This is a genomic window from Lentzea sp. NPDC051213 (assembly GCF_044455585.1).
In the GTDB taxonomy this organism is placed as follows: domain Bacteria; phylum Actinomycetota; class Actinomycetes; order Mycobacteriales; family Pseudonocardiaceae; genus Lentzea.
Window position 1 is genome coordinate 394,089 of sequence record NZ_JBITEX010000007.1, and the last position, 23,007, is coordinate 417,095.

Genomic DNA, 23,007 nt, shown 5'->3' on the forward strand with positions numbered 1-23,007 from the left:
CGCTGTGGCACCGCCCAGCTGAGGCTCACCTGGGGTGAGACGCGACTCCGCAGGCCGCCCTCCGCAGGTCGCTGTTGAGACGCACGTATTCGCAGTTCAGAGCACTTGCGGCGGCGATGTCGTCAGGTGGTCGGTGTCTTCCCGGCCCGCAGCCGCGACTGTGGTGTCCACTCAGGACGGTCAATGTCGATCGGGGGACGAGAATGCGGTTGCGCGGCAGACAGACTCAGCTCGCCGCCCTGCTCGGGCTGGCACCGCGTGCGGGACGGCGAGGACGGCTGGTCCTGGTGCGAGGCCTGCCAGGCAGCGGGCGCTCGGCGGTGCTGGGGGCCGCCGTGACCTCCTGGCGGGCCACAGGGCTGAGGGCGGTTCCGGCTCCGTTGGGCAGGCCCTCGATCCACGTCGTGCCGCCCGCGGTGCTCGTGGCGGACGAGCCGGCGGCGACGGCGGAGGACCTGCTGGCCCGCGTGCGGCCCGGCTGCCTGGTAGTGGCCGCGGGTGGGCCCGGAGACGTCGAACTGCTGGACATCGCCGATGAGGTGGTGGACTTGCCGTCCCTGGACGAGGAGAGCGCCGTCGCGGTCCTGCACGACCGCGCGGCGCTGGATGACGCCGCGGTGGACGCCCTGCGGACGGCGCTCGGCTCCTGGTTCGGCAACCCGGGCACGCTGCTTTCCGTGGCGGAGCACCTGATCGCGACCGCTCGCCTGGTGCGGGTGCACGACCGGTTCTGCCTGGCGGACCCCGCCGAGCCGATCGGGTTGCCCGCGGACCACGTGACGGTGCGACACGCGACTGGTTTGGGCGGCCACGCTCGCACGGTTCTGGAGGCGGCCGCGGTTCTCGGGGGCGTGAGCCTGTCCGACCTGCCGGTGCTCGCAGCCGAGGATCCGGACGCCGCAGGGCGTTGCGCTGATGCGTTGGTGATGTGCGGGATTCTCGTCGTGGACGGTGACGGCCGGTTGCGGTGCTGCTGTCCCGCGCTGGCGGCGACTGCCGTGGACCAGGCGGGGCCGCACGCGGTGCGGGAGATCCACCTGCGGTTCGCCCGGCACCTGCTGGATCGTTGGCACCGCGGGCTGCCGATCGAGCAGGCCGCGCTTGCTGACCACGTCGCCGCGGCTGGATCGCAGCTCGCCGACCACGTCATCGCGGCTGGACCGCAGCTCGCCGACCAGGTCACCGCGGCCGGCCCCCGACTCGTCGATTTCGCTGGCGGGCTGGCGGACCAGGCGGCCGCGGCCGGACCCCGACTCGTCGATCTCGCTGGCTGGCTGGCCGACCACGCGGCCGAGGCCGAGCACCGTGACCCCGAACGGGCAGCGCGGTGGTCCGCCGCGGCCAGGCGGCTCGGGGCGGACGCATGCCCGTTGCGACCGGCCCTGCGGACCGGCCAGCACCACCTGCTGGACGAGGTGCTCGCCGAACCGAACGCCCTCACGGATCCCGCCGCGCGGTGGGACCTGGCCGTGGTCGCGATGCTCGCCGAGCTGGACGGCGGCGCCCCCGCGCCCGCCCTCGCCGAGGAGCCGCCGTGCAGGCTGGCGGCGTGGTGGCTGGGACGGCGCCCGTCCTGGACCCCGGTGCCGCCACGCGACGACGACGCCGAACGGCTGATGTCCACGGCGGAACTCAACGCGGTGTACCAAGCGCTGCGCGGCGCGCGTGCCGGACGGCTGGACGATCTCGTCGAGGCGGGCACGGCAGCTGATCTCGCGTCGGTTTTGGAAACAGTGCTCGGGCCGCGCTACCGCAGCGCCGAAACCGGTCTGCTGCGCCAATACCAGCGCGTCGTGCGTGCGTTCGCCGCCGCCGACTGGCCGGCGGCGCTGCAGGCCGCCCGGCAACTGGAGCTGCTCGGCGACGGCACGAACCCCGCCCACCACCTGGCGCGGCTGTACGTCGCGGCGATCCGCGGCGAGTTCCGGCAGGCCGAGCCCACTTCGTTGTCCGACTACGAACTGCGCCTCGTCGAGCAGATCAGGGCAGGTCTGACCAACCGGCAGATCGCCACCGCGCATCGCGTCAGCAAGAAGACCGTGGAGAACCACCTGACCCGGTTGTTCGCGCGGACGGGTTGCCGCTCGCGCGTCGAGCTGGCGGTGGCCAGTCTCGACGGCAGACTGCCGGCGGTGTCCTGATGAGCGAGCTCATCGACCGTGTGGTGCGGTCGGTCCTGTCCGGCAAGCCCGGTCTGACGCTGATCTCCGGGCCTGCGGGCGCCGGGCGCAGCACCGTGCTGGCTCACGTGCGGGACGCGCTCGAGAAGGCGGTCAGCACGATTCACATCCCGGTGTTGCGCAAGGACTTCGGCTTGCGCGAACGCGTGACGGCACAGCTCGCACTGGCCCCTTCGGCGGTCCTGTTGCTCGACGACCTCGACCGCGCGGACAGGGAGACGTTGTGCGCGCTCGCCCGGTTGCCCGTGACGGCGGTGGGCACCTACCGCACCCCGGTCCGGCCAGACCACGCCGCGCTGACCCACGTGCCCCGCGAAGTGGTCAGGCTGCGGCCTCTGCGGCACGCCGACGCCGAACGGGTGCTCACCGACCTGCTCCAGGCCACACCGGTACCCGCGCTGCTGGAGACCCTGTACCGCGGCAGCCGCGGCAATCCCGCGGTGCTGCGCCTGGCGCTGGACGGCCACCGCGCCGGCGGTTCGCTGCGGATCGTCGACCGCACCGCACACCTGATCCCCGCTTGCTCGCCTGCTGCGCCGGTGACGCATCCAGTGCTGCAACGACTGCGGTGGCACCACGAACCTGACTGGACCGTGCTCAAGGCTCTAGCGGTGCTGCATCCGCTGGGGGCAGCGGCAGAGGCCCTCGTGGCGGAGGCGACGGGATTGCCGTCCGACGAGCTCCGCGCGGCGTTCGACCGGCTGGGGCCCCACCTCACGCGCACCGGGCAGACGTGGCGCTTCCGGGCGCCGCTGCTCGCGTCCTGCCTGAGGCAAGGGTTGGGCCCGTGGGAACGTCAGGAGCTGTCGCGGCTGGCCGTCGCAGCGCTGCGGAACGGCACAGCGACCTGCCCCGACCCCGCCTACCTGCCAGAGCGCCTGATGGACGCGGCCGGTTCGATCGACGCCGAGTACGCGGGCCGTGAACTCCTCGAAGCCGGATCGCGCGTGCTGACACTCGACCACCACCACGCACGACGGTGGCTATGGGCTGCGGCGCAACGGCTCACAGCTCCCCGCCAGCGCGCCCAGGCACTGTTCCTGCACGTGGTGGTCTGCGGCCTCCACCTGGACCACACCGCCGCGCTCACCAGCGCCGATCTCGTGTTGCGCGAGCACATCGACGACCTGCCGATCACCGCGGTCACGGAGATCCAGGTCATCCGCCTCGTGGGGCTCGCTGCTTCCGGCGACCGCGCCGCGTTGCACGAGATCGCCGAACACGGCTCGCTGCCCGGCGGACCGGCCCGCGCCATCGTCGGCCAGGCCGTGGCCCTGTGCCTGACCGCGCAGTGGGAGAAGGCGTTCCACCTGCTGCACAACACCCGTGCCACGTGGTCCTCCGCCGACGCGGCCACGGCCACGTTCGGCGAGTTGTGCGGCATGCAGGCAGGGGTTCTGCTCGGGCGGCTGGCCGACTTCCACCGGATCGCCGCCGATCCGGGACTGCTGCCGTTGTTTCACCAGCCGCGCAACAGGATTGCGCTGCAGTCCGCGATCAACCAGACTCTGCTGGCCCTCGGTGAGACGGACTGCGCTCAACCTTCCACCGTTGAGAAAGCGCTTGTGGCCGTGCAGGAGGACCGATGGGACATGGTCCTCGTGTACGGCCGACTGGCGTTGACCACCAGGGCCACCGTCGGACAAGTGTTGCCCCACACCGTTCTGTGCCAGAAGCTCGCGACGATCCACCTTGCGCGCGCCCAACTCGCCCGCGCCCGCGCCGTGATCGACCAAGAGGCCCCGTACTGCCTCCCGCACGTGATGGACCTGGTGGAAGCCGATCTGGCCCTGTTGTTCGACGGCCGCGAGGCGCTGTCGTTGCTGAACCGGGGATTGGCCGCTGCCGAACAGCAGGGACTGGTGTTCGGCACCGACGAACTGTGGTTGCGGCTGCTCGTGCTGCGTCCTGACCGTGCGCAGGAGATCGCGGGCAGGCTCGACCGGATCGCCCGCACGGTCGGCACCGGTCGCGCCCACCGCAACCACCTGCTCGCCCAGGCGATCGTCCACCGGGACGCCGGCGAGGAGGTGATCCGGCTCGTCCGGCACCGCGGCCGACCGTGGGAGATCGCGGAAACACTGGAGTTGCTGGCAGTCCACGGCCGCGGCAACGTACGGCTTCTCCGTGAGGCATACGACCTCTACGGCGACCTCGACGCCCTGCTGCCGCGAGCCCGGCTGCGCCACCTGATGCGCGAACGGGACCTGTCGGTGCCCGGCCGCGCAACCACCGTGGCGGAGAACGAACTTCTGCTCACTACCCTCGTCACGGAGGGCCTGACCAACCGCGAGCTCGCCAGAGTGCTGGGCGCGTCCGAGAAGAGTGTCGAAAGCCGGCTCACCCGGTTGTTCCAGCGCGCCGGCCACCGGTCCCGCGTCGAACTGGCGACCGCCATGCTCACCGCACGGTGAGACCGACGCGTCACGGTCCGCGTTGTACCAAGCCGATGCACGAGGTTCCTACGGTCGCAACGACATCAAGTCGACCTCACGGAGGAACCATGAACATCAGGAGAGCCGCGATCGCACTGGCCGCTCCGGCGCTCGGCCTCGCGCTGCTGGCCGCGCCGGCAACCGCGGCGCCCGCGGCGGACAAGGACAAGACGGCCGCCGGGACCGTCAGCGCCGCAGGGCCGTACTGCAGCGCCGGGAACCACTGCGTGTTCATCACCGGCCTCGGCAGTGCATCGCGCCCCTACTTCAACAGCGACAACGACTTCACGAACGACACGTTCTCGGACGGCTCCGTCGTGAACGACAACGTGTGGTCTGCCAGCAACTCCAGCACGGGCAACTACGAGAGCCACTACTACTACAACATCGGCTACGGCGGCGGGCTGGTCTTCTGCGTCAACCCCGGCAGCTCGGTGAACTACGACCAGCTGACCGACGACAACATCGACGGCAACGGCTACGGCCAGCGCGACGAGATCAGCTCGCTGCGGCTGCGCCCGCGCACGTCGGTCCGATGCTTCTGAACGACAAGCCCGCACGCCCCGGCGGCCACAAGCTGCCGGGGTTCGCGGTGCGGGCGGCCGTCGCGTTCGCCGTCGCCTCGACCCTCGTCGCCGCAGCACCCCAGGCCCTACCGGCACCGGCAACGGAGCCGCCGATCTACTCGATGGTCTACCGCACGTCCGCCGCAGTCGAGCGGATCTCCGCCGCGCACAACGGTTTGGTGGCGGACTGCATGGCCAGGCTCGGCTTCGCCTACACGGTGACGCAGCAAACGGGCACGGAGGACCGCCCGGCCCCGTTCGGCCTGGAGTCGGTGGACGCGCCACCGGAGACCGGGTTCGCCGAAGATCCAGAGCGGGCAACCGACGCGTACATGCGCGCCCTCTACGGCGCACCGAACGACCGCGTCGCCGCCAAAGGCAAGCGCATCACCGTGAGCCGCCCAGCGAACGGGTGCGTCGCCGACGCCGAACGACACCTGCTCGGCGACGGCCGCGTGCGGTGGATCCAGCTGCGAATCCTGCTGTTCGAGGCCGAAGAGGACGCCCTGAAACGGCTCGACCAGGACCACGGCTTCACCGAACTGAACTCGCGCTGGCACCAGTGCATGCGGCAGGCGGGCTTCGACTGGCCGGATCCGCTGCGCCTGCTGGACGACCTCCCGAAAGACACCGACATCCGCACTCACCCGGCCACGAACGCGGACGTCCGCTGCAAGCACGAGACCGCCTACCTCACGACCGCGTACGCACGACTTTCCGTTATGCAGCAGGAAGTACTGGACGAAGATCCCAGCCTCGTCGCGGACTGGACGACGCTGTTCACCCGTCAGGACAACGCTGCTAGTGCTTCGTCACCGCGCAAGATCCCCTGATGGAGCCGTTGCAACTCGGGGCCGGGCTCGATGCCGAGCTCGGCACGCAACAGCGCACGACCGTGCCGGTAGATCGCCAGCGCCTCGGCCCGGCACCCGCTGCGATACAACGCGAGCATGAGCTTGGCACGCAACCCTTCCCGATACGGATGCTGCCGCACCAACGGAGCCAGCTCAGGCACCAGCGCAACATGCCGGCCCAACAGCAACCCGGCGTCAGCCGACCACTCGGCCGCACACAGCCGCACCTGCTCGAGGTCGGTAGCCGCATACGCCAACGCCGGACAATCGAGAAAACCGTCGAACGCCGCCCCACGCCAGAGGCCGAGCGCGGCACCAAGCACACGCCCGGCCCCCGCAACGTCGCCGACGGCCAGTGCCGCATCACCTTCCGCCGTCAGCCGCCGGAACCGCACGGCGTCCACGACATCGGCCACAACCGCATACCCATCACCTTGGCGCACAAGCACATCAGCGCCAAGCGCGGCCCGAAGCTGCTGCACGTACTGCTGCAGATTCCGCCGAGCCGACCGCGGCGGCCGCGCACCCCACACCGCCTCGACCAGGGCGTCGGCCGAGGCGGCATGAGGCGCGCGCGACGCGAGGATCGCGAGAACGAGCCGGGGTTTGCGTCCGGTTCGGACGTACACCGGTGCACCGTCACGCAACACGTTCAGTGGTCCCAGCACGAGAATGTCCACCGTTCCATGCTGAGACGCACCAACCGCCAGGGCCCTAGCCTCGAGACCAGTGAACGGGCGCAGTTCGCGCAGGAACCTCCCGGTCGCCGGTGATGCCCCAGCACAGGCGATCCAGTGAATCCGGCTCGTGAACCGACTTCCTGAACCGGACGTGGTTGAGCTGGCGGAGCAACACCAGTTCGGACGGCACCTCCGGCACACCCGGCAAAAGCACGGGTACCACGGGAATCTCTTCGACCGTGCACCGTTCGACGAACGCGAGGATCTCCAGCCGCTGCCACCGCCCGGCGCCACGAGGACCGAGGAACACCGCGGCGGCCCGGCTCGCCCGAACGGCCGCCTGGATCGCGTCCTGCACCCACGTGCCGGGCCTGACCTGCTCCACGTCGATCCACGGCCGGATACCGCGCAGGCGCAGTGCACCGCTGATCTCGAGCACTTCCGCAAGGTCGCTGGTGTTGTACACGAGGAAGACGTCGAACCGGTTGGCCGCAGCAACGGCGCGCGCGTGCGAGGTGCGGCTGGTGAGCGCATCGTCGAAGCTGGGCAGTGCAGGTGCGCCGGTGGCGCGTAACGACGCCTTCATGTGCTCCTCCTGCTCATGGCTGAGGTGTTTTGCGAAGTGAAGGCGAACCAGGTCCGGGACGGAAGTGGCCGGGCACAGGTCGGAGGTCGTGCACACCGACGACATCGCCTGGAACCACGCGTACTTCGACTGGGGAGACCTGATGGCCGAGAACGTGCTGGCGGTGACTCCGCCGCCCAACGACGGCACGTCGCTGCATGGCTGGCGGAGGACCTGCCGTTCATGCTCCGCGAACAGCCGTGGCGGAAGGCGACGATCGTCGTGGCCGGCACGACCGAACTTCTATACGACGCCAATACAGAGATCGTCGTCGCGGATAGCACGTCGCAGGGTCGCGGCAGGTTCGTTCAGCGTTGAGCGAACGGGCTTTACCTCCTGCAAACTAGAGGTTCGAAGCTTGTCCGCATGACGAAGACGATCAAATACATCAACGTTGTCGTGCGCGTGCTGTTCGGTGCGCTGTTCACGTTCTCCGGTTTCACCGGGCTGTTCGGGATCGGATCCCAGTCCACCGACGGCATGTCGGCCGAGGCGGTGGCGTTCGCCACCGCGCTCGGCGAAAGCGGGTTCATCATGCCCGTCACCAAGGTCGTCGAGCTGGTGGCCGGGATCATGTTGCTGGTCAACAGGTTCGCGCCGCTCGCACTGGCACTGCTGGCGCCGTTGGTGGTCGGGATCTTCGGGTTCCACGTGCTGCTGGAGCCCAGTGGCGCGGGGATGGCCGTGGTGCTCGCGGTGATCGAGATCTACCTGGCGTGGGTCTACCGGCAGGCGTTCGTGCCGATGTTGCGGCCTACCTACCTGAAGACGATCGCCGCGTAGCCCAGATCGCTGCCAGCTGTCTGCGCCGGTACGGGCGGCACCTCGCGTAGCCCGGTGCTCCCGACGGAGTCATTTGGGCCGATACCCACGTTTTCCGGTTACGAAACCTCTGCTGCGACGACGTCCTTGGCGGGCGCACCGTGCGCCTGCACAAGGCTTGTCTCGGATGAGAGGGGCGTTTGTGAAAACCTCGGGCAGACACGTCATACGGCGTGCGCTTGTAGGGATCGTGGTGGCCGCGACCGGGTTGTCGACGGGCGTGGCAACGGCCTCGGCGGCAGAAGGGGTCGTCATCGCCGCACCGGCGGGGAAGGCGATCGCGGACCAGTACGTGGTCGTGCTCCGCAACGGCGTGGCGGCGGCGAGCGCGGGCTCGCTGGCCAAGCAGTACAACGGGACGGTGACCGCGAGCTGGCAGCACGCGCTGCAGGGGTTCGCGGTCAACGCCAAGGCGGCGAACGCCAAGGCACTGGCCCGTGATCCGCGCGTGGCGGCGGTGTACCAGGACGCGGTGGTCAAGGCTGACTCCGTTCAGGTCAACCCGCCGTCGTGGGGACTGGACCGGATCGACCAGCGCAACCTGCCGCTGGACCAGCGCTACAACTACGGGCCGACCGCAGCAGGCGTCCGCGCCTACGTGATCGACACGGGCATCCGCGTATCCCACACGACCTTCGGCGGACGCGCGAGCTGGGGCACCAACACCACAGGGGACGGCAACGACACCGACTGCAACGGCCACGGCACGCACGTGGCAGGCACGATCGGCGGCCAGGAATACGGCGTGGCCAAGGCGGTGCGGCTCGTCGCCGTCAAGGTGCTGAACTGCGGCGGCAGCGGCAGCTTCGCCGGCGTGATCAGCGGAGTGGACTGGGTGACCGCCAACGCGGTCAGGCCGGCGGTGGCGAACATGAGCCTGGGCGGTGGCGCGTTCGACCCGCTGGACACCGCGATCCGCAACTCGATCGCCTCGGGCATCACCTACGCCGTGGCGTCGGGCAACTCCAACACCGACGCCTGCCAGACCTCGCCTGCCAGGGTCGCGCAGGCCCTGACAGTGAATGCCACGGCGATCAACGACGCCAGGGCGTCGTTCTCGAACTTCGGTACCTGCACCGACCTGTTCGCGCCGGGCGTCGGCATCACGTCGTCGTGGAACACCAGTGACACGGCGACCAGCTCGATCAGCGGCACCTCGATGGCCACCCCGCACGTGGCCGGCGTGGCGGCGCTGTACCTCCAACGGCATCCGGCGGCCCCTGCCCAGCGAGTGCACGACGCCATCGTCCGCAACGCGACGGCCGGCGTGGTCGGCGGTCCCGGCGCGGGATCGCCGAACCGGCTGCTGTACTCGCTGTTCACCCAGTGGGGTCCGGAAGGCGACTACAACGGTGACGGGACGACGGACCTGACGGTCTGGCGGCCGTGGGAGGGCAACTGGTACGTGCGCGGGATCAGCACCACGCAGTGGGGAATCGGCGCCGACATCCCGGTTCCGGGTGACTACAACGGCGACGGCGTGACCGATTTCGCCGTGTGGCGTCCTTCTGAAGGCAACTGGTATGTGCGAGGCATCGGCACAGTCCAGTGGGGCGTCGGTGGCGACATCCCGGTTCCGGGTGACTACAACGGTGATGGCGTAACGGACTTCGCTGTGTGGCGTCCTTCTGAAGGCAACTGGTACGTGCGTGGGATCAGCACGACTCAGTGGGGTGTTGGCGGTGACATCCCCGTTGCGGCTGACTACAACGGCGATGGCATCACGGATCTGGCTGTGTGGCGGCCTTCCGAAGGTAACTGGTACGTGCGTGGGATCAGCACGACCCAGTGGGGCGTTGGCGGCGATATCCCTGTTGTGGGCGACTACAACGGCGATGGCATCGCGGATCTGGCTGTGTGGCGTCCTTCTGAGGGCAACTGGTACGTGCGTGGCATCAGCACCACGCAGTGGGGCGTCGGCGGGGACATCCCGGTTCCCGGCGACTTCAACGGCGACGGCGTGACCGATCTCGCCGTGTGGCGGCCGTGGGAAGGCAACTGGTACGTCCGCGGCCAGTTCACCACCCAGTGGGGCGTCGGAGGTGACATCCCGCTCGCCTCGTAGCACTGAGGCTGGATGAGGCCAGAAGCCCGGCCGGGCTTCTGGCCTCATCCACGGTCAGTCCGGCCATTCCCAACCGATGCCGATCACGCCGGACGTCATCCCGATCGTCGTCACGTGTACCGCGTGGTGGGCGTTCAGGGACAGGTCGTGCAGCCTGTGTTTGTCAACGTAGAGATCGGCGCGGAAGTAATCGTGCACCCGCGACGGCAGCGCGTCCGGGTGAAACCGCACCTCCAACAGGCAGGTGCCCTCGGGCCGGCGGAAGGCGTGCGCGAAGTCGTTTCCGGCCTTCGAAGCGGTGTGGTCGTGCAGTTCGTACTCCCACACCCACGTGTCGCCCGCCTGAAGTCGTTGGCCGAAAAGCAGTTCAGCGGCCAGCACCCGACCTTCGGGGTGGCGCAGCAGCCGCCCGACCGCACAGTTGCGCACCGGCACGACACGAACACGATCGATCGCACAACCCGGTGCGCCGAAGTAACGCAGCACCACTCTGTCGACGTCGTCGCGGCGAGCACGAGCAAGGCGCCGCGCCGTGATGCGCGACCGGCCGCGGTGCGCGTCAACGTGCGCGACGTGTTCGGAGGTGATCACCTCCAGCGCCCAGTCCCGCGAACCGGGCAGCGCGTCGAGCAGTTCGCTCATCGGGCCGTGGTACTCGTCCACGCCCTGCTGCGGCCGGAACGGAGTCAGGTGGTGAGTGGCGAGCAGGCCGGTCAGCGCGTGGCGAGGCAGATCGAGGATCTCTTCCAGCACGGCGATGGCGCGCAACGAGTTCGGCCGCCGCGGCCACGCCCGGCCGTGCTGCCAGTCGCTGAGGCTGGCGAGCCCGACGCGGATGCCGCGCTCGGCCAGTCGCGACCGCAGCCGGTCGAGCGGCAGCCCGCGCTCGCGGATCGCCGTGCGCAACACGAGATGAAATGGTCCGGTCATCAAGCTCCTCGCCGGCCCACCCTACGGCGGCGCACGACAAGAGGTCCAGACCATCAACGCGGGCGACACATCGTATTCAGAAGCGGCGCGGGCGGTTAGCCCATCCGCAGCACCGAACTTTCGGACTTAGATCCGGTGATTTCGGCCGTTGGACCCTTCAGGGAATTCTCCTTCGACCCATCGAACGCGAGGCTCCCATGCGAGGACTGGTCAAGGGCCTGCTGGCGGCGATCGCCGCCCTGACCCTGGCGGGATCGGCGGTCACGTCAGCGACGGCACAGGAACAACCCGATCCGCTGACCCCGAACATCATCGGTGGCGTCGACGCCACCGAGAACTACAGCTTCATGGCCTCCATGCAGGGCAACTCCGGCGGCCACTTCTGCGGCGGGGCCCTGATCCGGCCCACCTGGGTGCTGACGGCCGAGCACTGCATGGCAGGCGAAGAGCCGAGCGGTGTGCAGATCCGGATCGGCAGCAACAACCGCAACTCCGGCGGCACGGTGGCCAGGGTCAGGCGCTGGGTGAACCACAGCAACGCGGACACCTCACTCGTCGAACTGACCGCGCCGGTGACCCAACAGCCGATCTCCATCGCACCGGTCGTCGCACCCGGCTCGAACGTGCGGCTGCTCGGCTGGGGCGCCACGACGTGCACGCCCAGCTGCGGTGGCGCACCCGTCAACCTGAAGCAGGTAGAGGTTCCCGTGCTGCCCGACAGCGCGTGCGGCACCGGACAGTGGGAGATCTGCCTGGACAACAAGGACGGCAAGAGCGCCTGCTACGGCGACTCCGGCGGTCCGCTCCTGGTTGGCACGCCCGGCAACTGGCGGCTAGGCGGTGACACGTCCGGCGGTCCGGGTGTCTGCGGCACCGGGCGCTTCTTCTACGCCGAGCTCCAGGGCAGCGTGAACACGTGGATCAACAGCATCGCCGGCCCTGACGGTGGCCCCCCGCCCGGCAACAATCTCGCACTGAACAAGCCCGCCACCGGCTCGGCCGCTTGCAACGCCAACGAGGGCCCCGCGAAGGCCGTGAACGGCAGCGTCTCCGGTGGCAACACCGACAAGTGGTGCTCGGTCGCCGCAACGAAGACGCTGCAGGTCGACCTCGGCTCCAGCCACGCGCTGAAGAAACTGGTCGTCAAGCACGCGAGTGCCGGCGGTGAGTCCGCAACCTTCAACACCAGGGACTTCGACCTGGCCGTGTCGGCCGACGGCACCACCTGGGCAACGGTGGCGACGGTCCGCGGCAACACCAGCGGTACCTCCGAACACGCGATCAACAACAGCGCCAGGCACGTCCGCCTCACGGTGGTCACGGGTGCGCAGTCCGGCGGGAATGTTGCTCGCGTCTACGAGTTCGAGGCGTACGCGTAACGGCCTCACCTGAAGCCGATCGGGGCGGGGAGCGGCGGCCCCGTCCCGATCTGGCGTCGCCACGGCAGCCGGCTCGACCACGCACCTGTCGGTGCCGCAGTGGCAGCAGGTGCCTGTGGCCTTACGATCGTGTGCGGCATCGCCGTCGGAGTAGTCGGCGGTATGGCGGCGTACGCGGTGCAGAACGCCGGAACGTCGAGCTGGTCGCGGAGGGGGTTCGTCATGTCCGGCATCACCGGCGGCGTTCTCGGCGGCTTCGGGCGAATCTGGGCGGGCGCACAGACCTCGGCGAAGCTCCTCAACAACGGCTGGCACGGCATCAAGCAGTCCACACAGGTCACGCTGACCATGGCCAGAGTGGTTCCGTTCATGAGGAGGAAGTTGTCTCACCACACGCGGGCGTGGGCGCACGTGCTCTCAAGGTTCCGGCGGTACTGATGGAACAGCCCGCCTTCAGAGATCGAGTTCGCGGCGTCGTGAGCGGCGTCCTCACCAGGCCCGCCCGACTCGCCATCATCGTTGGCCTCGTCACCCTGGGCGCGGTGGCGGACAACCTGTTGAACTCGTCGCCGTTCGTCCTGCTCCTGATGAGCGTGGGTGTCAGTTCGGCTCTGGTCACGAGATGGTCTTTTGCCGAGCTGGGCTTCAAGAAGAAGGATTGACGCTGGAGTGACCCGATGGCGCCCGTGGCTGTGGAAGCCGCGGGCGCCATTGGTTTCTGCTGCCTTAAAAGGGGAGAATGGAGATCGATGAGAGTGCAGCCCGAAATAGGGCCGAAAGGCCTTCAGTCAGCAGCGATGGTGTGCGCACAGGCAGTGACTCACGTCGATGGAGCGAAACAAAAGGTGCGGTTCGACCGATTAATGGACAAGGGGGATAACCAGGAGGGGCGCCGCCATGGAGTGTCAACTACTAGGCGCCGTGGAGGCATGGGAACAAAAGCTGCAGCTTGATCTCGGTCCGTGCAAACAACGCTTCGCGTTCGCGATACTGGCGTTGCACGCGAACCAGTTCGTGCCCGTGGGGCGGCTCGTCGACCTGACGTGGCCAGCGCAGCCGCCGCGCACCGCGCAGCACGCGATCCACGTCCGGGTCTCACGGCTGCGCCGGGCGATCGCGGAAGCGCGGTCCGGCCAGAACGACGCGGACATCGTCACGCGTGGCTCGGCCTACATGCTGAAGGTCAACCCGCTGTCGATCGACGTGCACCGGTTCCGCGCGGTGGTCACGGGTGCCCGGCAGGAGACCGATGACGCGGTGAAGGTGTCGTTGCTGCGGCACGCGCTGTCGATGTGGCACGGTCCGGCGCTGGCCGACGTGACGACTCCCGATGCCGCCGCTGTGTTGTGTCAGGGGCTCGAGGAGGCGCGGCTGGCCGCGCTGGAGGAGTGCCTCGACGCCGAACTGCGGCTGGGCAGGCACGCGGCGGTGGTGGACGAGCTGACCGACATCGTGGCGCAGCATCCGCACCGGCAACGTCTGCAGGCGCTGCTGATGCTCGCGTTGTACCGGTGCGGCCGGGTTACCGACGCGCTCGCCGCGTACCGCGCCGCTCGTGCCCGGCTCGCCGACGAGCAGGCGCTCGAACCCGAGTCGCGGCTGAGCGACCTGCAACGCGCGATTCTGTGCGCCGACCCTGCCCTCGACGCGCCGGTCGCTCGATCGCCAGCGCGGACCCGGCTGCCACACGAGATCTGGGCTTTCACCCGCGCCGACCGGGTGGCCGGCGAGGTCGCCGTGGAGGCGCGCGACCTGTCCAAGTGCTACGGCTCCACTTGGGCCGTGGACGGCGTCAGTCTCACCGCGCGCAAGGGCGAGGTGCTCGGCCTGCTCGGCCCCAACGGCGCCGGCAAGACGACGATCTTGCGCATGCTGTCCACTGTGGTCACGCCGACCGGTGGCCGGTTCTCCGTCGCGGGCGTGCCGGGCACCAGGCCCGGCGAGATCCGCAAGCTGATCGGTGTGCTGCCCGAGGATGCCGGATATCCCGGCCACCAAACGGGATTGGAGTTCCTGACCTACCACGCTCGGCTCTTCGGTGTTTCCCGCGGCGATGCACGCGAACGCGCGGCTCGGCTGCTCGCCCAGGTCGGGTTGAACGACCGCGGCGGCATGCGCGTCGCCACGTACAGCCGAGGCATGCGGCAGCGTCTCGGCCTGGCCCGCGCGCTGGTGAACAACCCGGCGGTGGTGCTGCTCGACGAACCTATGATCGGGCTGGATCCGCACGGTCAGCTGGACCTCCTCACCGTTGTCCGCACGATCGCCGAGGCGCGTGGCATCACGGTCGTGCTGACCGCGCACGCGTTGCCCGAGGTCGAGCGGATCTGCACCGGGGTGCTGACACTGGAACGAGGCAGACTCGTGTCCGATCAGGTGACGAAATGACCCTGGGACGGGCTCGGCTGTGTGGTGTTCAGTGGCAGGTGGCGGCTCCGGAGTCGGCGAACGGAGTGAGTGGATCGGCGGCGAACTCCCAGTCGTAGCCGGTCGGGCGCAGCGTGAGCTTCAGCGCGCCGAAGACGTTCGCCTTGCGCACCAAGCTGTTCGGCAAGGCGGCGGCGAATCCCGTGAAGAAGGACCCGCCCGTGCCGACGACGAACTCCTGGATGCCGGTGGCGTTGTCCAGCGCGCCGGACGGGGTCTGCGCTGCGAAGCGCTCGTAGCTGTGTGCGTGCCCGGCGAGCAGGAGGTCGACGCCCGCCGCGTACATCGTGTCGATGAGCGGTGCGGTGTCCGCGGAGCCGAAGCTGTTCGAGCTCCACCGGGGCTTGTGCAGGAGCGCGGCGGTGCAGGCCGCGGGGTGCGCCGCGAGATCAGCGGTGAGCCACTGTTGTTGCGGTGACCCGAGTGCGCACCCGGTGCCACCGCTGATGCGCGCACACTCGGAGTTCAGCACGACCACGTGCCACGTGCCGATGTCGAAGCTGTACCAGCCTTCGCAGTTCCTCACGCATCCCGGCTGCCGTGGTGTCGCGGCGTCGCCGAAGTAGGTGAAGTAGCCGCCCGCGCCGGTGGTGCCGTACTCGTGGTTGCCGATGACCGGCCGGGTGATGGACTTCATCCTTCCCCACGTCGGGTCGTAGCTCGCCTGGAAGTTGGCCAGCTGGCCGCCGTTGTACTGGGCGTCGCCGACCATGAACACCGCGGTGGGCGACGCGGCCAGGGCAACGTCGGACACCGCCTTCATGCGGCACTTGGTCGAGGTTCCGAGGCCGCCGTTGTAGTTGGGGTCGTCGGGAGCGCAGGCGGCGTCACCGGCGACCATCACGACCGGTGTGCCCGGCGGGGGAGGCGGGGGCGCGTCCTCGAACACCAGCTCGGGCTCGTTCGAGCCCTCACGGCTGTCGATGGTCCGTGAGGACGTGCTCGTGGTCGTGATGGCGAACGAGTGCTTCCCGTTGGCGCGCACCGCGGTCGTGACGTCGAATGACACCCAGGTGTCCGCCGCGAGCGAGCCGGATGACGCGAGCCAGTTGCCGGTCGGTGGCGCGTTCGCGTACGTGATCCCGGTTTCGTGCCAGCTGGTGTCGGGAACGAAGTACAGGTCGAGGCCGGTGGTGCCGGAGGTGCGGTTGAACACCCGCAGCGTCGCCTTGAACGGAGGCACGCTCAGCCCGGTGACGTCGAACCTCAGGTAGGCGCTCGTGGCTGGTGACGCGTCGACCCGGAGGATGGTCGCGGTGCCGAAGTTGGAGCTCGGCTGGTCCGCCTGCACGTACGCGTCCGCCGGTCCTGGCGCGGGTGGGGGAGCGGTGTCCTCCACGACGAGCTGCGGCGGGTTGACGCTCTCCCGGCTGTCGAACGTGCGCGACGAGCTGCTCGTCGTGGTGAGGGCGAACGAATACGAGCCGTTGGCACTCACCCGTGTCGTCACGTCGTAGGACACCCAGGTGCCTGCAGTGAGTGCACCGGACGCGCCCAGTGCTGCGCCGACCGCGGGCGCGTTCGAGTAGGTGAGACCGCTCTCGGTCCACACACCGTCCACAGCGGACAGCGTGACGCCCGTGCTGCCACTGGTGTTCACGAACACGCGCAGCTTCACGTTGAACGGTGGTGCGCTCAGGCCGGTCACGTCGAACCTGAGGTAGGCGGTGGAGACGGGCGATCCGTCGACTCGCAACCCGATCGCGGTGCCGTAGTTCGTGCCCGGCTGGTCCGCCTGCACGTGCGCGTCGGCGGACGCGGTGATCGTCGTGGTCGTCGCGTGCACCGGGGCGGTGAGCAGGGCGAGTCCCAGTGCGGACGTGGCGAGCACGAGGAGTGGCTTCTTCATCGTTCCTCCCCGTGCAACATCTCGTCGAGGTGGTGCAGAGCGTCGGCGCGTTCGGTGGTGCCCTCGTCGATGAGCCGCCGCATGGCGGCGTAGTCACCGGTGAGGCAAGACCGCCCGGCCCGGTGGAACTGCTCGATGCCCGCGGTCACCGGACCCTCGAGCGCGGCCACCGGGATGCGCTGGTAGGTCTGCAACTTCCGCGACACGACGGTCAGCCGGGTGCAGACCGCTGTGGCGTGCCGGGACGGGCCGGCGAGGCCGCGTGCCGCCTGGAGTGCGTTGTTGAGCTCGATCTGCATGGCCTCCCGCTTCAGGAACCACCGCTGGACAGCGGGGTCCTCACCCGGGATCACGGTCTGTGCGGCCGCTGGGGCCTGTGCTGCCGGCCGGGAGGCCGTGGCCACCGCGGCGCAGCACAGAACGGTGAACACCGCGGCCGCGATTCTGGTCCTGATCATGTGACCGAACACCTCCCAGTGCCGGAATCCGCTGCCTGCGCACCGGCTTCGGCGACGAACTGCCAGTCGTAGCCGTCCGGTCGCAGCGTCATGCCGAGCACCCCGTACACGCCCTGGATCCGGCTTTCGCTGCCGTTCGCGGCGGGCGTGCGGATGCGGTAGTGGCTGTTGCCGCCGGTGCCGACGACGAACTGGCGCATGCCCCGTTCGTCGGCCACACCGTCGGGGGACAGCGGGGCGAAGCGCTCGTAGTCGTGGTCGTGCCCGGTGAGCACGACGTCCACGCCCGCGTCGTACAGTGCGCGCCAGAACGCGTCGTAGTCCCTGTTGCTGCCGTGCGTTCCCGACGAGAACCTCGGCCGGTGCAGGTACGCGAGCGTGCAGGTCGCGGGATGCGCGGCCAGGTCGGCGCGCAGCCACAGCTCCTGTGGCGATCCGCCGCTGCAGCCGCCGATCCGCTCGCACTCGGAGTTCAGCGCGACCACGTGCCACGTACCGAGCTCGTAGCTGTAGTAGCCCGCGTCGCGGTCGCCCGCGGCGGCGCCGAAGTAGTCGAAGTACCCCCTCGCCCCCGAAGTGCCGTACTCGTGGTTGCCCGGCACCGGGTACGTGATGTCCTTGAACCGGCCCCAGGTCCGGTCGTACCCGTCCCGGAACCGCTTCAGGCTGCCGTTCGGGTACTGGTGGTCGCCCAACGTGAGCACGGCGTCCGGTGCGAGCGAGGCGACGAGATCGGCTGTGACGTGTTCCCGGCACGGTCTCGGCTGCTCGCGCTCCTCCTTGCTCAGCCCGTCTCGGTCCGGCGCGCACGCGATGTCGCCCGCGGCCGCGATGGTGACCGCGTCCGCCGACCGCGCCGGCTTGCGACCGAGGTGGTACTGCGTCTGCTGTCCGTGGTTCATCTGGCCGGACTGTGCGCCCTGCCCGCCGGTCGAGTCCGAGGCGAGCGTGCCGACCATGCACGACGCGGTGACCACGCCGGTGAGGCCGATGACCGCAACCCGCGTGCGCTTGCGCACCAGGAGGAACACCGTCAGCGCGAGCAGCGAGCCGCCGCCGAGGACGCCCAGAACGAGCGCACCGCTGGGACCGCTCGCGCCGGCGGCGCTGGAGTCCTCGGCGAGCGGGCCGAGTTCGGGCACGGCGTTCGACCTGAGCTGACCCAGCACGGTCAGGTACCGGTCACCGTGGTTGACGCTCGGTTCGACGTGCGAGTTCTCGCTGAACTCGTTCCAGCTGATCAGGCCGAGGGCGTCGGGGGACGAGCTGAGCGCGATGTCGTAGAGGCCCCGCAACGTCGCACCATCGTGCCGTTCGACCACTCGGGTACCGCCGAGCAGCCGCGCGTCGAACCCCGGTGCGAACGGCGCGATCCACAGGCCGTGGTGGCGGTGCACGGCCGCGCTCATCGCGGCGAGCTTGTCCGCGGCGTTCGTGTCGCGCAGCGGGTCGACCGACGACCAGTAGTAGGCGTTGCCGTCCACCACCTGCGCGATGCGCTCGTAGTCCTCGGCGTTCTTCTCCGATCCCAGCACGAGCACCTTGTCCCGCACCGGCCCCGCCGCCCGGGAGATCTGGTCGACGGAGAACTCCCAGCTGCCGGACCAGATCACGACCGGCTTGCCGAAGAGCGCGAACACCGGGTCGGTGCCGTGACGGGTCCGGAACAGCGCGAGATCCGCCGCCACCTTCTCCAGCGGCAACGGGTTGCGGTAGAAGTCCAGCCCCTCGTAGATGATCGCCAGCCGGAAGTCCTCCGCCCGCGCGATGTTCACCAGCGTCTGCAGCCGCCGGTCGAGCGCGGGCGTCGACTTCCAGCTCACGATGAACCCGGTGATGCCGGCGCTCTTCGCCCGCGTGACGTGCTCGCGCATGATCCGCGAGTCGTCGCTGGAGTAGTCGCCCAGCGCCGGGTGGTCGGACTTCGCCCGGTTCCACGAGCTGTCCTCGTACCAGATGTAGTAGTACGCGAACAGCGGGTACGGTTCCTGCGCCACCGCCGTACGTGGCGGCAGCACGAGCAGCAGCATCACGGCTGTGAGGAACACCCCGAGCAACTTGGTCATGACCGCGCCACCCTTCGCCTGCCGAAGAGGAACAGGCCGGAGACCACCAGAGCCGCCAGCACGACGACGACCACCATGTCCACATAGGACAGGACCCTGATGTCGACGTACTGGCCCCGCGACAGCGCGAGCTCCTGCGGCGCCGAGTACCCGGCGGCCGACACCGCGACGCGGTAGTTGCCGCGTGCCAGGTTCTCCACCGCGAGGTTCCCGTCCGAACCGGCGTCGAGGCTTTCGGTTCGGCCGTCCGGGTAGGTCAGCACGACCCCTGCCGGCACGGCGCCGCCGAACAGCAGATCCCGCACCTGGAATCGGACCGAGCGCAGCAGCACCACGAACGTCGCCGTCGACGTGTGGTTCGGCACCACCCGCTGCTCGCCGGTGTTGACGACGTTCGCCCCGTCGATCACGACGCTCTGCAGGTAGTAGGTGACCTCCTTGCTGACCACCGTGCCGCCGTGCTGCACCGGCCGCAGCGCGGTGAGCGGTACTTCCGTCGCACCGCGCAAGGTGTGCGTCTGCCCGGAGTCGCTGCGCAGCGTGAGTGAGGTGATCCGCGACACCGGCACCGGGTTGCGCGCCTGGTCGACGAAGTCGTACCGCACCTTCCTGGTCGACTGGAACGCCGCCTGCAGCTTGCGGTTGTGCTTCATCGCGAGGTCGGTGAGCACCGGCGTGAAGCCCTGGTCGCTCTCGCCGTGACCGAACCAGCGCACGAAGTCGACGGACTCAGCGGGTTGGTCGAGTCGCGGTGTGGTGAGCTCGAGCCTGTGCGCGTCGTTGTTGCGCGGCAGGGACAGTCTGATGACGCCCCGCTCGTCGGGCACGAGCTCCTGGCCGTCCAGCACGAAGCGCGCCGACGGCAACGCGGGGACGGTGGTGATCTCCAGTGTGCGAGTGGAAGGCGCCGCGGTGGCGGGCTGCGGCACGAGGCCGAGCACCGTCAGCACGGTGATCACCGCCGGCACCGTGAGCGCTCTCATGTTCTCCACCTGCGCCGAACTCGTTGTGCGGCAAGACAGCCGGCCGCAACCAGCACGGCGATGCCGTACGAGAAGTACACGACGGCCGACTTTGAACCGACCCGTGCGGCGGACTCCAGCGTTCCGACCAGTTCCGGTGGCCGCGGCGGCCCCGTGAAGTCGAACGCGCTGAACAGGTTCGCGGATCGCGCGTCCCGCGTGCCCAGCGTCTCCAGCCCCCAGTTGGCCTCGATGAACCTGAGCACCGCCGTGTGGTCGGCCTCGGTGTGGTCGACGTGACCGCGCCGGGAGTAGGCGCTCATCAGCAGGGCGGGCACCCGGAACCCGAAGCCGTCCTGGTCGACCTGCGGCGGCGGCACGTGGTCGTAGAAGCCACCCGGCCCGTCCCACGTCACCATGAACGCCGAGTTGGGCCAGTACCGGCTGCGCGCGAGCGAGCTCGTCATGGACTGTGCCAGCTCCTGGCCGGCCTGGATGCGGCTGGGCGGGTTCTCACTGGAGCCCGACGACACGACGTAGGCCACCGAGGGCAACGTGCCCGCGCTCAGATCGCGGTAGTACTCGCTGAGGTCGACGATCCGGCCCGCCAGCTTCGGGTCCTCGACGAAGCGCCGGAAGCTCAGCAGTGGAACGCGTGCCTTCTCGCCCTTGGCGTAGTTCTCGACGTAGAACCGCCACGACACACCCTTCGCCTCGAGCCGGTCGAAGATCGTCGGGATGTCGTCTCCGGCCTCGGTCCGCCCTGGCGCGGCCACGCCGGCGACCCAGTAGAAGAGGTTGCGGCCGCGCGCGGAGCTGAAGAACCGGTCGAACAGCGTGAACCGATCCGCGAAGTTCCAGTAGAACGGCAGCTCCGCGCGGTCGTAGTAGCCCATGGCGTTGGTGCCGTCGCGGCCGCGCTTGCGATAGGCCTCGACGAAACCGTCCATCTTGCCGGCGTTGTACTGCGCCCGTTGGGTCGAGGAGAGGTGATCGAGGTCGGACGGGGACTGGGCGCCGAGCCGGAACGGCTTCACGCACCGGTCCGAGCTCGGGTTGTCGCTGTTGTGCGGCATGCACACGTCGGCGGGAATGCCGTCGGCACCGGGGTAGGTGCCGAAGTAGTTGTCGAACGAGTGATTCGACTGCATCAGCACGACGAAGTGATCGATCGGCGTCGTGGGCGAGGCGGCGACGACGACCGGTTGCGGGAACAGCAGTCCCAGCACGAGCAGGAGCCTCATCATGGCCGCACCTCGTAGACCATGATCACCGAGGTGCGCCGGTCACCGACGTCGAGCTCCTCGGTGTGCAGCAGGACACCCCGGTACCGGTGGACGTAGGTCATCAGCTGCTGGGAGTAGAACGGCGTCCGGCTGGCCGAGTAGGTGTCCCACACGACGTAGTTCAGCTCACCCTGCCGCAGCTGCCGGTCCGGGTTGTCGATCGGCACGTACGAGGGGTTGCGCCGCAACGGGTTCGTGCTCACCGCCAACGCGTAGGACTTGCGGTTGCCGTAGAAGCGGACGAGGTTGGCCATCGACGGGCCGATCGTCATCACCGCCGCGCCCTCGGGCAGGTTGGCCCTCATCCACTGCCCGGCCTCGCGTCCCTTGGGCACGCCACCTGCGCCGGCGAGGAACGCCGCGGAGGGTGGTGCGGTGATCGCGAGCCAGCTCGGGATCGCCAGTGACAGCACCGCGGTCACCGTCACGATCGCACGCACCGGCGGCCAGGCAGGGAAGGCGTGCACCGCTGTGCGCGCGGCGAGGAGTGTCAGTGCCGGCGCGATCACGACGAGGTACTGGTAGCCCTTCACCGGCCACAGTTCGAAGAACGTCAGCGGCACCAGGATCCAGCACAGCAGGAACGTCTCGCGCCAGGTACCCCTGCTGCGCAGCAGCCACATCCCCGCGGTCGCGAGCAGGAGCACGGCGGGCCCGATCGCGAGCGGAACCGTTTCGAGGTAGAACGCCAGACCGTGGTTGGGCCTGCGGAAGAGCTGCCACCACAGGTAGTTCTGCCCGGTGCCGCCACGGCCGGCGAGCGTGAGGGACAGCGGGTAGGCGGCCATGATCGCCACCGAGACGGCCGCGCTGGTCGCCGCGGTCCGCCAGGGCACGTGGATGTCGCGCCGCAGCAGGAAGAACACCACGATCGCGGCAGCGAGGACGACCGCGATCTCCTTGGTCAGCACCGCGAGCCCGAGCGCGGCGCCCGCCAGATGCAGCCAGCGGCGTCCGCCGTCGAGGCAGAACCGTGTCACGCAGTAGGCGGTGAGCACGGCGGAGAACGTCAACGGCCCGTCGAGCAGCACCTGCCGCGTCACGACGACGTGGTAGGGCATGACCGCGAGGAGAGCCGCGGCTACGAGCCCGGCCCGCGGCCCGTACATCCGCTTGCCGAGCAGGTACGTCAGCACCACCGTGCCCAGCCCGAACGCGACGGGCAGCAGCCGCGCGCCGACGTCCGACACACCGCCGAGGAACATCAGCGACAGGGTGGTCTGGAACAGCAGTGGATGCGCGCGGAACACCGGGAACAGCGGCGTGAGCACGTCGTCACCGGCGATGCTCGCCGCCTGCCCGGCGTAGACCGCCTCGTCGCTGTTGAACCCGACCGCGCCGAGCGCCCAGAGCCGCAGGAGGGCTCCGGCGGCGAGGATCAGGACGAGCGTGCGCACCGCTTTGCGTGCGGGCCGATCGCGGG

Annotated in this window: 19 protein-coding genes; 10 read left to right on the top strand and 9 right to left on the bottom strand. The window is 69.2% G+C overall.

Features of this window, described 5'->3' with window-relative positions; genetic code table 11:
- Positions 1-209: 209 nt before the first annotated feature.
- The 4 genes from ACIA8G_RS30490 to ACIA8G_RS30505 all read left to right on the top strand — a co-directional run bounded on the left by ACIA8G_RS30490 (position 210) and on the right by ACIA8G_RS30505 (position 6,014).
- Positions 210-2,141 carry a LuxR C-terminal-related transcriptional regulator gene (locus ACIA8G_RS30490; RefSeq protein ID WP_396422126.1) on the top strand — a complete coding sequence of 644 codons (1,932 nt, stop codon included), beginning with the start codon at positions 210-212 and terminating at the stop codon, positions 2,139-2,141.
- Entirely contained in the window at positions 2,141-4,594 is a 2,454-nt protein-coding gene (locus ACIA8G_RS30495; RefSeq protein ID WP_396422127.1) for a LuxR C-terminal-related transcriptional regulator, read from the top strand. Before ACIA8G_RS30490 ends, ACIA8G_RS30495 begins: the two co-directional genes overlap by 1 nt.
- 89 nt (positions 4,595-4,683) lie before the next feature.
- Positions 4,684-5,160 (top strand): hypothetical protein, encoded by a 477-nt coding sequence (locus ACIA8G_RS30500; RefSeq protein ID WP_396422128.1) that lies wholly within the window; start codon positions 4,684-4,686, stop codon positions 5,158-5,160.
- Complete coding sequence (locus ACIA8G_RS30505; RefSeq protein WP_396422129.1) at positions 5,151-6,014, top strand: hypothetical protein; 864 nt, start codon at positions 5,151-5,153, stop codon at positions 6,012-6,014. The genes ACIA8G_RS30500 and ACIA8G_RS30505 overlap by 10 nt, the downstream gene beginning before the upstream one ends.
- On the opposite strand, the gene ACIA8G_RS30510 is transcribed toward ACIA8G_RS30505, so the two are convergent.
- Positions 5,969-6,715 (bottom strand): BTAD domain-containing putative transcriptional regulator, encoded by a 747-nt coding sequence (locus ACIA8G_RS30510; RefSeq protein WP_396422130.1) that lies wholly within the window; start codon positions 6,713-6,715, stop codon positions 5,969-5,971. The two genes, ACIA8G_RS30505 and ACIA8G_RS30510, sit on opposite strands and share 46 nt — an antisense overlap.
- Before the next feature lie 34 nt (positions 6,716-6,749).
- Positions 6,750-7,490: a toll/interleukin-1 receptor domain-containing protein gene (locus ACIA8G_RS30515; RefSeq protein ID WP_396422131.1), complete on the bottom strand. Its 741-nt coding sequence runs from the start codon at positions 7,488-7,490 to the stop codon at positions 6,750-6,752.
- A 216-nt stretch (positions 7,491-7,706) separates the two neighbouring features.
- Between ACIA8G_RS30515 and ACIA8G_RS30520 the strand changes: the two genes are divergently transcribed.
- Complete coding sequence (locus ACIA8G_RS30520) at positions 7,707-8,123, top strand: DoxX family membrane protein (RefSeq protein WP_396422132.1); 417 nt, start codon at positions 7,707-7,709, stop codon at positions 8,121-8,123.
- A gap of 232 nt (positions 8,124-8,355) precedes the next feature.
- Entirely contained in the window at positions 8,356-10,227 is a 1,872-nt protein-coding gene (locus ACIA8G_RS30525; protein WP_396422133.1) for a S8 family serine peptidase, read from the top strand.
- A 54-nt stretch (positions 10,228-10,281) separates the two neighbouring features.
- On the opposite strand, the gene ACIA8G_RS30530 is transcribed toward ACIA8G_RS30525, so the two are convergent.
- Positions 10,282-11,157: a hypothetical protein gene (locus ACIA8G_RS30530; RefSeq protein WP_396422134.1), complete on the bottom strand. Its 876-nt coding sequence runs from the start codon at positions 11,155-11,157 to the stop codon at positions 10,282-10,284.
- A gap of 197 nt (positions 11,158-11,354) precedes the next feature.
- Between ACIA8G_RS30530 and ACIA8G_RS30535 the strand changes: the two genes are divergently transcribed.
- From ACIA8G_RS30535 to ACIA8G_RS30550, 4 genes are all read left to right on the top strand, one after another.
- Positions 11,355-12,536, top strand: coding sequence for a trypsin-like serine protease (locus ACIA8G_RS30535; protein WP_396422135.1), 1,182 nt, complete (start codon positions 11,355-11,357; stop codon positions 12,534-12,536).
- Positions 12,537-12,665: 129 nt separating this feature from the next.
- On the top strand, positions 12,666-12,974 hold the full coding sequence (locus ACIA8G_RS30540; protein ID WP_396422136.1) for a hypothetical protein: 309 nt from the start codon (positions 12,666-12,668) through the stop codon (positions 12,972-12,974).
- Positions 12,974-13,198, top strand: coding sequence for a hypothetical protein (locus ACIA8G_RS30545; protein ID WP_396422137.1), 225 nt, complete (start codon positions 12,974-12,976; stop codon positions 13,196-13,198). Before ACIA8G_RS30540 ends, ACIA8G_RS30545 begins: the two co-directional genes overlap by 1 nt.
- A gap of 259 nt (positions 13,199-13,457) precedes the next feature.
- Positions 13,458-14,924 (top strand): BTAD domain-containing putative transcriptional regulator, encoded by a 1,467-nt coding sequence (locus tag ACIA8G_RS30550; protein ID WP_396422138.1) that lies wholly within the window; start codon positions 13,458-13,460, stop codon positions 14,922-14,924.
- Between the two features lie 28 nt (positions 14,925-14,952).
- On the opposite strand, the gene ACIA8G_RS30555 is transcribed toward ACIA8G_RS30550, so the two are convergent.
- Genes ACIA8G_RS30555 through ACIA8G_RS30580 form a run of 6 tightly spaced genes read right to left on the bottom strand, consistent with a single transcriptional unit; the run spans position 14,953 to position 22,981 of the window.
- Complete coding sequence (locus ACIA8G_RS30555; RefSeq protein ID WP_396422139.1) at positions 14,953-16,812, bottom strand: DNRLRE domain-containing protein; 1,860 nt, start codon at positions 16,810-16,812, stop codon at positions 14,953-14,955.
- Positions 16,809-17,270 (bottom strand): hypothetical protein, encoded by a 462-nt coding sequence (locus ACIA8G_RS30560; RefSeq protein ID WP_396422140.1) that lies wholly within the window; start codon positions 17,268-17,270, stop codon positions 16,809-16,811. Before ACIA8G_RS30560 ends, ACIA8G_RS30555 begins: the two co-directional genes overlap by 4 nt.
- Complete coding sequence (locus ACIA8G_RS30565; protein WP_396422141.1) at positions 17,267-19,336, bottom strand: metallophosphoesterase; 2,070 nt, start codon at positions 19,334-19,336, stop codon at positions 17,267-17,269. The genes ACIA8G_RS30560 and ACIA8G_RS30565 overlap by 4 nt, the downstream gene beginning before the upstream one ends.
- Positions 19,333-20,319, bottom strand: a complete 987-nt coding sequence (locus ACIA8G_RS30570) for a hypothetical protein (protein WP_396422142.1) — start codon at positions 20,317-20,319, stop codon at positions 19,333-19,335. The genes ACIA8G_RS30565 and ACIA8G_RS30570 overlap by 4 nt, the downstream gene beginning before the upstream one ends.
- The gene (locus ACIA8G_RS30575; RefSeq protein WP_396422143.1) at positions 20,316-21,545 is read right to left on the bottom strand and encodes an alkaline phosphatase family protein; all 1,230 of its coding nucleotides are present in this window, start codon (positions 21,543-21,545) and stop codon (positions 20,316-20,318) included. The genes ACIA8G_RS30570 and ACIA8G_RS30575 overlap by 4 nt, the downstream gene beginning before the upstream one ends.
- Positions 21,542-22,981 carry an ArnT family glycosyltransferase gene (locus ACIA8G_RS30580; RefSeq protein ID WP_396422144.1) on the bottom strand — a complete coding sequence of 480 codons (1,440 nt, stop codon included), beginning with the start codon at positions 22,979-22,981 and terminating at the stop codon, positions 21,542-21,544. Before ACIA8G_RS30580 ends, ACIA8G_RS30575 begins: the two co-directional genes overlap by 4 nt.
- Between the last annotated feature and the right edge of the window lie 26 nt (positions 22,982-23,007).

What these genes read in the sequence shown, in the direction of transcription:
- ACIA8G_RS30495 (WP_396422127.1), top strand. Translation starts at nt 2,141, where the DNA reads ATGAGCGAGCTCATCGACCGTGTGGTGCGGTCGGTCCTGTCCGGCAAG.
- ACIA8G_RS30500 (WP_396422128.1), top strand. Translation starts at nt 4,684, where the DNA reads ATGAACATCAGGAGAGCCGCGATCGCACTGGCCGCTCCGGCGCTCGGC.
- ACIA8G_RS30505 (WP_396422129.1), top strand. Translation starts at nt 5,151, where the DNA reads ATGCTTCTGAACGACAAGCCCGCACGCCCCGGCGGCCACAAGCTGCCG.
- ACIA8G_RS30520 (WP_396422132.1), top strand. Translation starts at nt 7,707, where the DNA reads ATGACGAAGACGATCAAATACATCAACGTTGTCGTGCGCGTGCTGTTC.
- ACIA8G_RS30530 (WP_396422134.1), bottom strand. Translation starts at nt 11,157, where the DNA reads ATGACCGGACCATTTCATCTCGTGTTGCGCACGGCGATCCGCGAGCGC.
- ACIA8G_RS30535 (WP_396422135.1), top strand. Translation starts at nt 11,355, where the DNA reads ATGCGAGGACTGGTCAAGGGCCTGCTGGCGGCGATCGCCGCCCTGACC.
- ACIA8G_RS30545 (WP_396422137.1), top strand. Translation starts at nt 12,974, where the DNA reads ATGGAACAGCCCGCCTTCAGAGATCGAGTTCGCGGCGTCGTGAGCGGC.
- ACIA8G_RS30555 (WP_396422139.1), bottom strand. Translation starts at nt 16,812, where the DNA reads ATGAAGAAGCCACTCCTCGTGCTCGCCACGTCCGCACTGGGACTCGCC.
- ACIA8G_RS30560 (WP_396422140.1), bottom strand. Translation starts at nt 17,270, where the DNA reads ATGATCAGGACCAGAATCGCGGCCGCGGTGTTCACCGTTCTGTGCTGC.
- ACIA8G_RS30565 (WP_396422141.1), bottom strand. Translation starts at nt 19,336, where the DNA reads ATGACCAAGTTGCTCGGGGTGTTCCTCACAGCCGTGATGCTGCTGCTC.
- ACIA8G_RS30570 (WP_396422142.1), bottom strand. Translation starts at nt 20,319, where the DNA reads ATGAGAGCGCTCACGGTGCCGGCGGTGATCACCGTGCTGACGGTGCTC.
- ACIA8G_RS30575 (WP_396422143.1), bottom strand. Translation starts at nt 21,545, where the DNA reads ATGATGAGGCTCCTGCTCGTGCTGGGACTGCTGTTCCCGCAACCGGTC.